General features: G+C 70.7%; 10 protein-coding genes and 1 pseudogene. 5 read left to right on the plus strand and 6 right to left on the minus strand.

Features of this window, described 5'->3' with window-relative positions; genetic code table 11:
* The first annotated feature begins 88 nt into the window (after window positions 1-88).
* The gene (locus C475_RS11360) at window positions 89-1,513 is read left to right on the plus strand and encodes a dihydrolipoyl dehydrogenase family protein (RefSeq protein ID WP_006883973.1); all 1,425 of its coding nucleotides are present in this window, start codon (window positions 89-91) and stop codon (window positions 1,511-1,513) included.
* Window positions 1,514-1,517: 4 nt separating this feature from the next.
* Here C475_RS11360 and C475_RS11365 read toward each other — a convergent pair whose 3' ends face one another.
* Window positions 1,518-2,147 carry a methyltransferase domain-containing protein gene (locus tag C475_RS11365; RefSeq protein ID WP_006883974.1) on the minus strand — a complete coding sequence of 210 codons (630 nt, stop codon included), beginning with the start codon at window positions 2,145-2,147 and terminating at the stop codon, window positions 1,518-1,520.
* Window positions 2,148-2,438: 291 nt separating this feature from the next.
* Between C475_RS11365 and C475_RS11370 the strand changes: the two genes are divergently transcribed.
* From C475_RS11370 to C475_RS11380, 3 genes and pseudogenes are all read left to right on the plus strand, one after another.
* A complete protein-coding gene (locus tag C475_RS11370) occupies window positions 2,439-2,633 on the plus strand; it encodes a cold-shock protein (protein WP_006883975.1) in 195 nt (64 codons plus the stop codon).
* A 151-nt stretch (window positions 2,634-2,784) separates the two neighbouring features.
* Window positions 2,785-2,994, plus strand: a pseudogene (locus tag C475_RS11375) (ion transporter); the annotation flags it as partial.
* 153 nt (window positions 2,995-3,147) lie between these two features.
* Window positions 3,148-3,846, plus strand: a complete 699-nt coding sequence (locus tag C475_RS11380) for a nitroreductase family protein (RefSeq protein ID WP_006883977.1) — start codon at window positions 3,148-3,150, stop codon at window positions 3,844-3,846.
* Window positions 3,847-3,897: 51 nt separating this feature from the next.
* Here the strand turns inward: C475_RS11380 and C475_RS11385 are convergent, their stop codons facing one another.
* From C475_RS11385 to malA, 5 genes are all read right to left on the minus strand, one after another.
* Window positions 3,898-4,356 carry a cupin domain-containing protein gene (locus C475_RS11385; protein ID WP_006883978.1) on the minus strand — a complete coding sequence of 153 codons (459 nt, stop codon included), beginning with the start codon at window positions 4,354-4,356 and terminating at the stop codon, window positions 3,898-3,900.
* A gap of 49 nt (window positions 4,357-4,405) precedes the next feature.
* Window positions 4,406-5,704 (minus strand): MFS transporter, encoded by a 1,299-nt coding sequence (locus C475_RS11390; RefSeq protein WP_006883979.1) that lies wholly within the window; start codon window positions 5,702-5,704, stop codon window positions 4,406-4,408.
* Window positions 5,705-5,795: 91 nt separating this feature from the next.
* Entirely contained in the window at window positions 5,796-6,104 is a 309-nt protein-coding gene (locus C475_RS11395; protein ID WP_006883980.1) for a hypothetical protein, read from the minus strand.
* 84 nt (window positions 6,105-6,188) lie between these two features.
* The gene (locus C475_RS11400) at window positions 6,189-10,721 is read right to left on the minus strand and encodes a glycoside hydrolase family 15 protein (RefSeq protein WP_006883981.1); all 4,533 of its coding nucleotides are present in this window, start codon (window positions 10,719-10,721) and stop codon (window positions 6,189-6,191) included.
* Between the two features lie 130 nt (window positions 10,722-10,851).
* Window positions 10,852-12,891: an alpha-amylase MalA gene (gene malA, locus C475_RS11405; RefSeq protein ID WP_006883982.1), complete on the minus strand. Its 2,040-nt coding sequence runs from the start codon at window positions 12,889-12,891 to the stop codon at window positions 10,852-10,854.
* A 593-nt stretch (window positions 12,892-13,484) separates the two neighbouring features.
* Here malA and C475_RS11410 point away from each other — a divergent pair.
* Entirely contained in the window at window positions 13,485-13,820 is a 336-nt protein-coding gene (locus C475_RS11410; RefSeq protein ID WP_006883983.1) for a DUF7510 family protein, read from the plus strand.
* The last annotated feature ends 11 nt before the right edge of the window (window positions 13,821-13,831 follow it).

Here is a 13,831-nt window from a genome sequence, read left to right on the forward strand (position 1 = left end):
GGGCCGGAGCGGGATAACTGTTGGACAGGTCCGGTGCGGGCCCCGTCTCGACACAAGTCCAATCCGTCTCGCCCTCCAACGACGAACCGTGCTCGACCACGATTTCCTCGTCCTCGGCGGTGGGACCGGAAACGCCGTCGCCGCGGCGGCCGCCGACGCGGGGCTGGACACCGGACTCGTCGAGCGAGGCCGTCTCGGCGGCACCTGCCTGAACCGCGGCTGTAACCCCTCGAAGAAGCTGATCCACCGGGCGGACGTGGCCGAGTCGGTCCGCACGGCGGGCGGACTGGGGATCGACGCGGGTATCGACGACATCGCCTTCTCGGACATCGTCGACGACGTCGCCGAGGCGATCACCGCGAAGGCCGAGCGGATGGCCCGCGAAGCCCGCGAGCGCGCCGGTCTCACGCTCTACCGGGCGGAGGGCCGGTTCGTCGACGAACGGACGGTCGAAGTCGAGCGCGGTGACGGTAGCGACGGTGACGGCGACGATGACGACGGCGACACCGAGCGGCTCACCGCCGAGACGGTCGTCCTCGCGGGCGGGTCCCGGCCGACCGTTCCAGATTCCATCGACGGGACCGACGAGACGCCGTATCTCACCAGCGACGAGGCGCTGTGGCTCGACGCGCTCCCGGACCGGCTGGTGGTCGTCGGCGGCGGGTACATCGCTGTCGAGCTAGGCCACTTCTTCTCGGAGATGGGCAGCGAGGTGACGATCGTCGGCAGCGGCGACACGCTCCTCGACCGCGAGGACCGCGACGTGGCCGAGCGACTCACCGAGGCCTACCGCGAGAGCCACGACCTACGTCTGGGCTATCGCGCGACGGAGATCGGCGACGAGGGCGGTGAACGCGTCGTGACGGCGGAGTCAGAGGGCGGCGAGACGGTCGAGGTTCGAGGGGACCGCCTGCTGCTCGCCACGGGCCGTCGTCCCAACAGCGACCAGTGGCACGTCGATGCCGCGGGTATCGACACGGACGAGCAGGGGTTCGTCGAGACCGACGAGTACCTCCGGGCGTCGGTCGACGGCGTCTACGCGATGGGCGACATCGCCGGCAACTACGCGTTCAAACACTCGGGGGACAAGGAGGCCGAGTACGTGGTCGAGAACGCCGTTCACGGGAACGAGCGGGCCGTCGAGTACCCCGGGATGGCCCACGCCGTCTTCGGATCGCCGCAAGTAGCGAGTCTCGGGAAGACGGAGCGTGAGGTGAGCGACGCGCGGGCGTACGAGGTCGGCACCTGCGCCTACGACGACACGGCGCTGGGCTCGGCGCTGCGCGACGAGGGCGGGTTCGCCAAGGCGATCGTGGGCGCCGACGGCGAAGTGCTGGGCTGTCACGTCGTCGGGCCGGAGGCGTCGACGATGATCCACGAGGTGAGCACGGCCGTCACCGCGGGGGCCGACGCCGAGACGATCGCCGAGACGATACACGTCCACCCCGCCATCTCGGAGGTCGTCCAGGGCGCCTTTCGCGACGCCTGTGGGGTCGGACTCCCGGGGCTCTGAACGATCAGCGGGCTCGGAACGCCCGAACGGTATCGCGCTTGACCGTCCGATGTTCGACCTGTTCGAAGCCCAGATCGCCGAATATCTCGCCCCAGTCGCGGTAGTACAGCGGGAACTCGTCGCGGACGAAGTTCACGTCGGGGTCGTCGTCGCGTTCCACGCGTTCGGCGTCGGCGGCGGCGTCCTCGATCTCGGCGGTGACGAGCGCGTCGCCCGTGATCCGGGCGATCTCGTCGAACACCCACTCGGCGTCGGGGTGGACGTGCTGGAGCGTCTCGACGGAGTAGACCGCGTCGAAGGCGTCGTCGTCGAAGTCGCCGACTACGTCCTCGATGGCGTCGGCGTAGAAGGTTCCCGACTCCCACAGGTCGGGGTACTGGTCGGCCATCACGTCGAAGGCGTCGGGGTTGAGTTCGACCCCGTGGAGGTCGGCGAAGCCGCCCTCGAAGAGGTGAGCCAGGTGGCGCCCGGAGCTACAGCCCAGTTCCAGTACCGACGCGTCGCGCCCGACGCGGCTGTCCAAGATGGCGCGGACCGACTCGCTCGTCTCGTCGGGGCCGTAGTGGGCGTAGTACGCCGGCGAGTACTCGCCGGACCGCTCCGCCCACTCGCGCCGAACGTCGTGAGAATCCACATCGCCACTCCGAGCGGGAGACGTATCAACTCGTCGGGCCGCTCGTTCCCGCCGAGACGACTGCCAGCGCCGCCGCCGGAGCGATCCGTGTGGACGTGCCACACGAATAGAACTGTGTATCCCACCGAACGACGACTTCGTTGTGTCGTATCAGTCACGATCCGGCACAGAATCACCGATGCCGAATTTCGTCCACTTTTCACGAGAGAGAAAATACATTGTTTTCTCAAATCCGAGATTAAAAACGAATACGGAATACTTATCCGCAGACTCGACGTTCGTCTATTCGCAATGGCAAACGGTAAGGTCGACTTCTTTAACGACACTGGCGGTTACGGTTTCATCGACACCGAGGACTCTGACGACGACGTTTTCTTCCACATGGAGGACGTTGGCGGCGAGGATCTGACGGAAGGTACCGAGATCGATTTCGAGATCGAAGACGCCCCCAAGGGCCCGCGCGCGACGAACGTCGTCCGCGCCTAACTGAGGTTCGACTCGTCGCCTGACGGCGACGGACGCATCTCGATTCTATCGACGACTTCCCGGCGAGCGACCGCGTTCGGTCCGGCGGTCCACTCGCCGCGGAGCGACGTGTTTCTTTACCGGGCGGCCGCTCGAACGGGTATGAGCAGCGACGGGGACGGGACGGTGGGTGACCGTCGCCAGCATCCTCGCGGCGATCATCCTCATTCCCTGGCAGGCGAGCGAGATCGTCCGCGCCTGGACCAGCGACGACACAGTGCCGACGACCTGTCCCGACTGCGGACTCACCGGCCACGACCCCGACGCTTCCCACTGCAAGGCCTGCGGCCACGTCGTCTACCAGGAGTCCGAGTCCGACTGACGACCGACCGACCGACGGTGCGGGAAGGCTGTCCGCCGGATCGGTTACATAGTGTTACCTGGCTGTGAGCTGTAACCCGGTTCGGTCCGTCCAACGGGGTTCCACGTCCGATAGCTGATACTTATCCGGGCACAGCACGACCGTTCAGACGAGATGACCGACGCTTCGAGCGGTTCCGACGACGGTGACGAGGAGCGAACAGCAGCGGATGGCGGCGAGGCGGTGGCCGCCGAGCGGTCACCGCTGACCGAGTTGACGCCGGAAGTCGCCGAGCATCGCGACCCGGACCACGACGTGGCGCCGGTGTTCGTCAACCGCTGGTCGCCGCGGGCGATGACGGGCGAGTCGGTCGCCGAGGCGGACCTCCTGGCGCTGTTCGAGGCCGCCCGGTGGGCGCCCTCGTCGCGCAACAACCAGCACTGGCGGTTCGTTTACGCCGAGCGCGACGACGAGGCGTGGGAGTCCTATCTGGACCTGCTGGCGGAGGGCAACCGGACGTGGGCGGTCGATGCGGGCGCGCTGCTGGTCGTCGTCTCGAAGACGACCTTCGACTACAACGGCGAGCCGGCCGGCACCCACTCGTTCGACACCGGTGCGGCCTGGCAGAACCTCGCGCTGGAGGCCACCCGTCGGGGGCTGGCGACCCACCCCATCGGGGGCTTCGACCACGAGGGTGCCGCGGAGCTGGTGGACCTGCCCGACGAGTTCGAGGTGGAGGCGATGGTCGCGGTCGGCCACCGCGGGGACCCGGAGACGCTGCCCGAGGACCTCCGCGAGCGCGAGGTTCCAAAGGGCCGCAAGCCGGTCGAGGAGATCACCTTCGAGGGTCGGTTCGACGACGACGGCGACTGAGCGAGCGCCGACGCCGCGTCGCGGTCCGTGCGTCCGTTCTGGGAACGCGGGTCAGCCGGCGGTCACTTCGGTCCCGCACTCGGGGCAGACGAGGTCGAACCCGTCGTCGGCGGGGATCGCCCGGACGTTCTCCTGGTCGCAGTCCGGACACGGCTGGGGGATGCGGACGTCTTCGCTGTCGCGCGGTGCGCCCATCGCGAACGCCAGCAACTCGCCGTCCCCGCTGTTTTTGCCGGACTGGAACTCCCCGGGAGCGAAGCGGACGGCCTCGCCCGACTCGACGGTGACCGGCTCGCCCGTCGTCTCGAAGGTGGCCTCGCCGTCGACGACGACGAACACCTCCTCCTGGTCCATGTGGGCGTGCAGGCCGTCGGAGAACCGCTCGCCCGGCTCCAGCCGATAGCGGTTGACCGCGAAGTCGGTCGTCCCGAGCGGGTCCGAGAGGCCCCGCCGGTCGATGTCGCTGCCCATCGTCGTCGGTTCCACGTCGTCGATGTCGACTCGTTGCACGACCGTCGGTTCGGACCGTTGGCTCAAAAGCGGTCGGGCCGGTTTCGGGTCAGTCGCCGCTCGGCGAGAACGGGTTCGGGAGCGGTCGCGCGGTCTCGACGGTCTCGGCGACCTGCGTGACGACGAGCGCGAGGCCGACCGCCCCGCCGGCCGTCGCGAGGACGAACGGAACGGCGAAGCCGAAGCCGACGAGGATCCCCGACAACAGCGTCCCGAAGGCGACGCCCAGGCCGAACCCCATCGTCAGGACCGAGAGCGTCGAACCCGAGGACCCCTCCCCGGCGAGGTCGCCCGCGAGCGCCAGCGAGGGCGCGAACACCGCGGCGACTGCGACGCCCTGCAGGAAGCGGACGACGACCATCGCCGTCGACGACTCGACGAACCCCTGGGCGAGCGTCGTCGGCAACAGGAGGACGAACCCGGCCACGAGGAACGGGCGCCGGCCGTAGCGGTCGCTCAGCCGTCCCAGCGGGACCTGGAAGACGACGTTGGCGAGGACTGTCGCGCCGAACTGCACCGAGAAGAGGAAGGTTCCCTGGTCGAGGCGGGTGCTGATGACGTTCGCCAGCGGCGCGTAGATGGCGATCGAGAGCGCCATCACGACCGTCGCGATCCCGAGCGCGAAGACCGGGTCGAGCCCGCCGTCGGACGAGCGGACGCGGATCGAGATGTCCTCGGCGGCCTCGCCGCTGGTGCGCTCGGGGTCGTGGATCAGCAGGGCGACGAGCAGGAAGCTGACCGTCGCGCCAGCGACGGCGACGAGGAAGGCGGCGTCGAACCCCGAGACCGTCACGCCGCCGACGACGTAGGGCCCGGCGGCGACGACGCCGCCGGCGACCAGCGGTCCGATCCCGAACCCGAGCAGCCGGAAGGTGTTGAACAGGCCGAAGTTGCCGCCGCGCTCGTCCTCGTCGGAGAGTTCGTTGACCAGCGCGACGGTGACCGGGATGTTACAGGCGGCGCCGATGCCCTGGAGCGCCCGCATCGCCATGATCGCCCGGTAGTCGGTGAAGAAGACGTAGCCGGCGCTGCCGACGGCGACGAGGGTCAAACCCACCAGCAGGAAGACCTTGCGCCGACCGGTCCGGTCGGACAGCGACCCGGTGAACGGCTGGCCGAAGCTGTTGAGGAAGCCGAACAGCGAGAGGACGATGCCGATCAGCAGCTCGGTCGTGACCGTGAACGTGACGCCGCCGACGGTCGTCGTCGCCCCGACGAACGACGGGAGCGCGACGAGTTCGCTCCCGATGTACAGCGGGAGCACGACCACCAGGAAGGAGTTCGCCAGCGCGTTGACCATCCGAGCCAGCGCGAGCGTGAGGATCCGCCCGTCGATGTCGAACTCCATCACGCCGAAGCAAGGAATGGACCGCCATCAGTCTGTCCACCGAGGCGCAACCGCCATCGAAGGCACGGACGACCCACGACGGCGGCGTCGGTCAGTCGCCGGACCCCTCGCGGGCCGCTCGAATATGCTCGCGCGCCTCCTCGGGGGTCATCCCGCGGACGTCACAGGCACACGACAGCAGTTCGGGGTCGGTCAGCTCGTCGACCTGCTCGACCGCCTCGCGCTCCAGCGAGTCGGAGTCGGGGTCGTACTCGAAGGTGACCCGATGGGAGACCTGGGCGACGCCCTCGATGCGGTGGTTCTCGTCGGGGTCGGGGTTCGCGATGGCCTGGGCGTGTTCGGCCTGCATCGTCTCCTTCCACTCGTCGAGAGTCGCCTCGGGGTCCCGTTCGTCGCTCATGTCTCGTGGATATCGGGGCCAGCGGAAAAGTTCGACGGGCCGCGGGCGCGGGCGAGCGGTCGCGACCGGCGGCGCTCCCGGGCGTTACAGCTGCAGCCGGCGGACGGTCGTGCCCGAGGCCTCCACGTCGGCGGCACCGGCGGCGACGATCACCTGGTTCTCGCCGCGCTCGATGCCGACGGTCGTCTCGAACTCCGTGCCCTCGGGTTCGACGACGGCGCTGTCGACGGGCGTCTTGACGGCGACGCGCTCGCCGGTGGTCTCGCCGGAGACGACCAGCCGGTCGCCGCGGAACTCGGTGTCGACCCGGAGCGCGGGGCTGCGGTCGGGTTCGTGGAGCCGCTCGTCGCGGTAGCGCTCGCGGACGAACGCGGGCGTCTCGACGGGTTCGCCGGCGCTGACGCCGTGGGCGAGTCGGACGTACTGGGCCATCGACCACGCCAGCGGCGTCGCCGAACCGGTGCCCTCGCCGAACTCCCAGTCGTAGTCGGTGGCGTGCTCGCGGTCCCACACCTGTTCTGCGATCATCCGCCCGGAGTTGGCGAACTCCTGCATCGCGCGCAGGCAGTCTTCGGGCGCCAGGTCGGGGTCGTCGAGGTGTAGCTCGTACTCGCCGCGCTCGCCGGTCAGCAGGGGCCACAGCCGCCCCTTGCCCTTGTGTTCGACCGACCACGGCCCGCCCACGTCGCCGCGCTCGCGCTCGCCGTAACCGTCGCCGTTGTAGCGGTAGAAGCCGGCCGCCGAGCCGGCGTCGACCCTGATGGTGTCGTCGACCTCGGCGACGGAGTTGCGGACAACCTCGTCGTCGCCGGGGACGATGCCGAGGCGGACCAGGTCGAGGAACCCGCCGTCGATGATGTCGCGTTCGTCCAGGGTCGGACCGGCGTTGGCGAGAGTCCGGAGGTGGCCGGCCTCGGGGTCGCCGTCGCGGGTCACGCGGACGTAGTAGGGAGTGTTCTCGTGGCGCTCGGTCCCGGTCTCGGTGGCGGTCCAGTCTTCGACGTTGTTGACCCACTGGTCGGCCAGCGCCGTCCAGACCAGCGCGTCGGCCTCGCGTCCGGTGTCGACCGCGAGCTTGCCCGCGCAGGCGAGCCCGGCGATCTCGGCGGCGATGGAGGACGGGGAGTAGCCGGACTCCTCCTCCCAGCGCTCCTGGGCGCTCTCGGGACCGTTGCGGGCGACGTAGTCGGCCGAGCGGCGGACGTGTTCGTAGTCGTAGTCGACCTCGTCGAATCCGAGCCCGTGTTCGGCGAGGTGGTAGGCCATCACCGCCGGGTAGGAGATGTTGTCCATCTGCTCGCCGCCCCAGCGAGTGATGCCGTTGACGTAGGTGTTCTGCGGGATGAAGCCGTCGTCGTCCTGCTGGTACTCGTAGATGTACGCCAGTTGCTCGGCGGCCACGTCGAGTTCGCCGACGGTCTCGAAGACGGTGAACACCTGATAGAGGTCCCGGGACCAGACGAAGTTGTAGCCGTAACCCTTCGGCTCGTCGGCCGAGACCGCCTCGCCCCACGGGACGGAGGGGGAGGCGATGGAGGCGCCGGCGTAGGTCTTGTCCTCGACGGCGTAGAGGCTCATCAGGGCGGTGCGGTACTGGGCGGCGAGGTCGCGGTCGTCGGCGACCGCGTCGGGCAGCGAGCGGTCGACGAGGAAGTCGCTCCAGGTGTCGGCGTACTCGGCGCGGACGGTCTCGAAGCCGCGGTCGAGGGCGCCGTCGGCCTCGCCGAGCGCGGCGGCGGTGTCGGCGGCGCGGGCGAACCCGAGCGCGAGTTCGGACTCGACGGCGTCGCCGGTGCCGAGGCGGCCGACGAGGACGACGCTCTGATTGTCGACGGCGTCGAGCGGCTCGGGGAGGACGCCATCGGCGAACAGCGCCCGGAGGTCCTCGCTGCCGGCGGCGCCGACGGTCGCCCACTCGAAGCGGTCGCGGGCGGCCATCGCCATCGCGACGGAGTAGCCCTCGCCGTCCTCGTCGACGAGGAACGGCTCCTCGGTCTCGCCGGTGTAGGCGGTCGGGTCGCGGGCGACGAGGTGGTGGGCGCCCGATTCCCCCAGCCGGAGGCCGCGGTCGGCCGCGGCGCTGTTGACCAGCGCCGTGTCGGCGACGACGAACACCTCGTAGTCGCTGTCGTCGTCGGCCGAGAACTGAACGTCCGCGACGATGGCGTCGTGACGCGGGTCGGTCGCGTACTCGACAGTTAGCTCCCACCTGTGGCCGCGGCCGTCACCGGCTTCGGTGAAGACGTGGCGGAACAGCAGCGCGTCGTCGGCAGTCGGTTCGACCCGTCGCTCGACCGTGTCGTCGCTGACGCGGGACTCGTTGTGCGTCCGGATCGTGTACTCGTCGTCCGACCGGTCGTTGACGAGGAAATCGAGCGTCCGGAGGTTCATCAGGTCGACCTGCGGGAACCGGACCTCCGTCATCGCGCCCTCGGTGAGCGTGAACCACACCCGCGACGGGTCGGCGGCGTCGTGGTCGGCCGCGGTGCCGAGCCCGTACTTCTCGCCGGTCGTCCAGCGCATCCGGTCGGTCGGTCCCTCGATATCGGAGGTGCGAGCCGGCAGCGCCTCCTCGGCGTCCAGCAGCGCGGTCGTGCGCAGCCGGAGCGCGTGCGACCAGCCCAGCGGCGCCGCGCAGTCCAGGCCGCCGTCGTCGAACGCCTGCTCGGCGAGGTAGCCCGCGTCGGTCGTCAGCGGTCCGTCCTCGCCCAGCAGCTCGTAGAGGTCCCCCGCGCGGTCGAGATACGCGTCGCCCTGCCGACCGCGCTCGTTCAGGAGGACTCCGACTTCGGCGGCGGCGACGGCGCCCATCCCCGTCGTCGCCGACCACACCTTCTCGCGGTCCTGGTCGGCGGTCCGCCAGTCGTCGCCCTCGTAGCGGACCAGCCCCGCGAGCTCGCTCTCGGGTGGGTTCCGGAAGAGGCCGTCCAGCGTCGTCGCCACGTGGTCGGCCACGCGGTCGAGCCGCTCGTCGTCGAGCGTCGTCTCCGGGACCGCGTCGTAGGCCGCGACCGCCTCGGCGAGCGACAGCGTCGCCGCGTCGAGCCGGCCGTCGGGTTCGCCGTCGACCAGCCGCATCGGGTAGGCGCCCCGTTCGGCGTCGTAGACTTCGTCGAGGCCGTCGAGGACCGCCTCGGCGGCGGTCAGCGCTCGGTCGGCGAGCTGGCGCCCGACCGGCGCCCGCGCGACCGCCGCGAACGCCTGGACGTACGTCGCCGCGGTGTGGGTGAACCGCCCGGTCGCGTCCTCCCAGACGTTCTGGCAGGGGTCGGGTAGGCCGTCGTCGCCGACGGTCCGGGTGAGCGCGTCGAGGGCCTCGGCGACGGTCTCGCGGATCGAGACGGTCAGGTCGTCGTCGAGGGCGGCGCGGCGCTCGCGGAGCACCGTCGCGAGGAAGGCCGTGGCGGAAGCGGTCTGGTCGGCCTGGTACTCGACGGCGTCGCCGTCGCGCTCGACGTTCCCGTTGGCCCACCCGGGCGCGAGCGAGCCGTCGACCGCCCAGACGCGGTGGGGCCAGGTGCCGTCGGGCAGCTGGGCGTCGCAGTGGAAGCCGGCGGCCCGCTCGACGAGCCCCCCGATCGGGAGGTCGAGGTGGTCGCCCGCGGCGAGGACGTGACGGGCGATCTCGGCGTCGTCGCGGAACCAGACGTAGCCGTAGCCGCCCGAGTTGGTGTGGAACGGGTCGAACTCCGGGGCCGCGATCCGCGCGCCCGTCGGCCCCTCGAGCAGGTCCGCGACTCGCAGGTCCGACCGCACCAGGTCCGACCGCGGCGTCGACTCGGGCACGTCGACGGTCGTCCGGTCGCGGGCCGCCGCACGGAGTTCGTCGGCGCTCGCGTGACCCTCCGCGCAGGCGCGCAGGTCCGCCAGCGCCCCGCCCCTGTCTATCTCGCGGTGGTCCGAGAGCTGCGTGACGAGCGTCGTCCGATTGCTCCGCCCCTGCCGTTCGAGCGGGGCGGTCACGACGAAGTCGCCGGTCATCCGCGTCTGGTCGCGGGCGCGTTCGCCCTCCCCTCGGGGGAAGTCGACCGGGTGGTCGTCGACGATCTCCGCGAAGCGCTCGGGCCGCTGGCCGTGTACTCCGCCGATACCCGTCGAGGCAGTCAGGTAGTCGTGTTCCGTCCGGTGGAAGACCTCCAGCACGCTCGCGCCCGCGGGGCCGCTGTCCTCGTGGACCAGCGCGCCGACGCCGGCCTCCTCGCCCTCGGGCGCCATCGTGAGGAAAGCGACGAGCTGTGCGTTCTGCGGGACGGCCCCCCGTAGCTCGACGTGCGTGACGTGGGCCCGTCCGAGCGTCAGGTCGTACTGGTGGACGGTGAACGAGCCGGCGTCGTACTCGGTCTCGACCAGCCGTGTATCGCGATAGTAGTGCTGTCGGATGGTCTCCAGGTCGGCGAACCAGTGGGTCCCCCGCTGGGTCCGAATCCCCAGCTTCGAGCGGTCGATCCCGTGTAACCCCGAGAGCGGCGCGGAGTGGTCGCGCAGCGACCCGCTCGGGTCCACGTGAACCAGCCGGTCTCCGTGGCCAGAGAAGGCGCCGGCGACCGTCCTCGTCTCTTCCGGGAAGCGCTCGCCGCGAGCACGCTTGTACTCGTCGAGCGCCGTCGTCAGCCGCATACCGTCACCACGCTCGTTCCGTATATAAATCCCGGCTCGCACGCAGGCGTTGCCGCGCGTTCACATCGGACAGGGATCGACCGACTGCAACGTCGCGGCCCCGATCGACTGCGCGCCACAGGCCCGTCCGTCAGCGCCGTTGCCCCGACGGCCCCGCCGGCAGGACGGCGACGCTGTCGACCCGGAGCCCGTCGTCCTCCCCGACCGACTCGCCGGTCAGCAGGTCCGTCTCCCCCGCCGCGGCGTCGACCGCCACCGTCGCCGGGTCGGCGCCGAAGTTCAGGACGACCACGACGGCGGAGCGCTCCTCTTCGGCGGTCTCCATCGGGGCTTCGACCGCGCGCCGAAACGCGACCACGCGGTCGTCCCACCCCTCGCGGAGGTCGTAGTCGACCCGTTCGAGCGCCGCCGCGGTCGCCAGCGCGGGTTGCTCGCCCCGAAGCGCGGTCAGCCGACGGACGTGCTCGCGCAGCGACTCGTCGGCGTGGCCCCAGGCGAGGTCGTCGCGCTTGCCGCGCTGGCCGAACTCCTGGCCTGCGTAGACCATCGGCGCGCCGGGGAGCGTACAGAGCGCGCCCAGCGCCGCCTCCGCCGCGGGGCGTCCGCACTCGACGACGTAGCGCGTCTCGTCGTGGTTCTCGGCGTAGAGCATGAACCCGGCGTGGTCGGGAAAGCCCGAGCGGGCGCGGTCCTCGACGGCGTCCAGGACGGCCTCGGCGGGCTCGCCGTTGCCCACCCGCCGGAGCGCGGCGTAGGTGGTCGAGTCGAAGTGGACGTCGAACAGGCCCGCCTGGAAGTCGGGGATGTAGGGGATGGTCTCGTCGAGTAGGAGAAAGTCGGCGTCGCGGGCCTTCAGCCGGTCGTGGACCTCCCGCCAGAAGGCGTTGGGGACCGCCCACGCCATGTCGCAGCGGAAGCCGTCGACCAGCGGCGCCCACTCGTCGACCGCGTCGAGGAGGTGCCGGCGCACCGGGAGATGCGAGAAGTCGAAGTTGGCGATCAGCTCCCAGTCGAAGTACGTCTCCGGCTCGCCCGGGCCGCGCCACTCGTACCACTCGCGGTACTCGCTGTCCGGATCCGAGACCGCCGCCTGATAGTAGGGGTGGGCCCGCGCCGAGTGGTTACAGACCAGGTCGAACAGCACGCGCATGCCACGGTCGTGAGCGGCGTCGATCAGCCGCTCGTAGTCCTCGCGGGTCCCCAGGTCCGCCGCCAGCGAGAGGAAGTCCGTGACGTTGTAGCCGTGGGGGGCGTCGTCGTTCGCCAACACCGGCGTCAGCCACAGCGTGTCGACGCCCAGGCCCTCGATGTACTCCAACCGCTCGCGGATCGCGTCGAAGACCTCGCCCTCCGCCGCGGCGTCGCTGCCCTGCCCGGGGAACGTCCGCACGTAGACCTCGTAGATGACCGAATCCTCGGCCCACGCCGGCGGGTCGTAGGGGCGGTGGACGGTGACCGTCCCGCCGTCGCGGCCGCTGTCGGTCGCGTCTCCTCGCTCGCACCCGATATCGACCGCGTCCGGGACGCTGTAGCCGTGGCGGCCGACGGCGACGGCGTGAACCCTCGCGCGGTCGGACAGAGCGTCGAGCGGGACGGTCAGCTCCCCGCCCGCGATCCGCACGTCCTCGCGGTCGATGTCGTCGCGGTCGTCGAGCAGGAACGCCACCTCCAGATCGGCGGCCGTCTCGACGCCCTCGGGGTGAGGTTGCGGGTCGGCCTCGACGACGACGGCGTCGTCCGTGACCGTCGCCGAGAGGGTGAGCCGCGGTCGGCCGCCCCCGTCGGGGTCGGCGGCCGCCTCGTCGGGCTCGTCCGTCCGTCCGGAGCCGTCGCCGGCGTCGCCGCTCGTGCCGGCGGCGGCCTCGTCGGCGGTCGTCTCCGTCGTGCCCGACTGGGGATAGGAGGGCGCCTCCGACGTGGGCGCGAGCCCGCCGGGGAACGCGCGGACGGTCAGTTCGTGACGGCCGTCGGGCGCGTCGAGCGCGACGACGTAGCGACCCGGCTCGTCAGGGTGGAAGTACTCGACCGGGTCGTCGCCCAGCGCCGCCGCCGAGCCGGCGGGCGCGGCCGCGACCGTCCAGGCGTAGGTCGCCGTCGGATCCGGATCGCGCGGCGCGAGTTCGACCTCGTCGCCGACGGCCACGAACCGCGGCGGTCCCGGGTGGTGCATGCCCCTATCTGCACGCCTCTGTGCCTTCGGGTTTGCGGTGTGCGCGATTCTGTCGCGTCCGTCGCGTCTGTGCCGAGCCGACAGTGAACAGGACTACTGTGCGAAACAGCAGGTGTCGAACGCCCTCGGCCCGCTCGCTAGCTGGAGTATCGACCGCTTTCCACGGAGACAACAGGTGTTGAACGCCCTCGCCGCGCTCGCGGTCGGTGAGCGACATATCCTCGCGGCCTCCAGCCGCTTCGGATAGGGGTCGCTCAGCCGACTACCGGCGCGAGCGCGCCTCGCCCGTTCAGTCCACCAGGAACGGCACCGCGACAGCAGCCGCCCCGCACGGCAACCGCAGACGCCCACGAACCTCCCCAGCCGATTGCGCTTCTCGGCCTGCGGCCTGCGATGACTCATCCCTCGCGCGACTGTTTCGAGCGGCCCGCCAGGAGGCGGGCACGCTCGACAGCGCACGCCCACCGCACCGCTACCACAGTTCGCACCGGTACCGCCGACCGTACCCGTCCACGCAACTATCGCCACCGTACCGAGCGCCGAGTTCCGCACTGACGCGAACAGTTAAGTCGCTCTCGGCCGGCGGTCGAGACATGAGCGGGACGAACGCGGACGGGCCGGTCGCGGTCGATGTCGATATCGAGGACGGGCGGACGACTATCGAGGTGACGGGCCAGCGCCGGGTGGCGACCGTCGTCCGCTCGGAATCGGGCGAGCGGATCTACCTCCCGCCCGAACCTGCCGAGGACGACGGCGAGGCGACGCCGTACCGCCCGACCGGTGGGGACAACCCCTACGAGGGTATCGCCGACGACAGCCCGTACGGGTCGAGCCGACGCACGCCGGCGACGCTGGGGCGGTCACCGACCGCGGACGGGTTCCGCATCGTCCACCCGGAGCCGGTGACGGACGTGCGGCTGTTGCGCTGAGCGACGCGGGC

This window comes from Halosimplex carlsbadense 2-9-1 (assembly GCF_000337455.1).
GTDB lineage: Archaea > Halobacteriota > Halobacteria > Halobacteriales > Haloarculaceae > Halosimplex > Halosimplex carlsbadense.

Coding starts and splice junctions, on each gene's coding strand:
- C475_RS11370 (WP_006883975.1), top strand. CDS start 2,439: ATGGCAAACGGTAAGGTCGACTTCTTTAACGACACTGGCGGTTACGGT.
- C475_RS11380 (WP_006883977.1), top strand. CDS start 3,148: ATGACCGACGCTTCGAGCGGTTCCGACGACGGTGACGAGGAGCGAACA.
- C475_RS11390 (WP_006883979.1), bottom strand. CDS start 5,704: ATGGAGTTCGACATCGACGGGCGGATCCTCACGCTCGCGCTGGCTCGG.
- C475_RS11395 (WP_006883980.1), bottom strand. CDS start 6,104: ATGAGCGACGAACGGGACCCCGAGGCGACTCTCGACGAGTGGAAGGAG.
- C475_RS11400 (WP_006883981.1), bottom strand. CDS start 10,721: ATGCGGCTGACGACGGCGCTCGACGAGTACAAGCGTGCTCGCGGCGAG.
- malA (WP_006883982.1), bottom strand. CDS start 12,891: ATGCACCACCCGGGACCGCCGCGGTTCGTGGCCGTCGGCGACGAGGTC.
- C475_RS11410 (WP_006883983.1), top strand. CDS start 13,485: ATGAGCGGGACGAACGCGGACGGGCCGGTCGCGGTCGATGTCGATATC.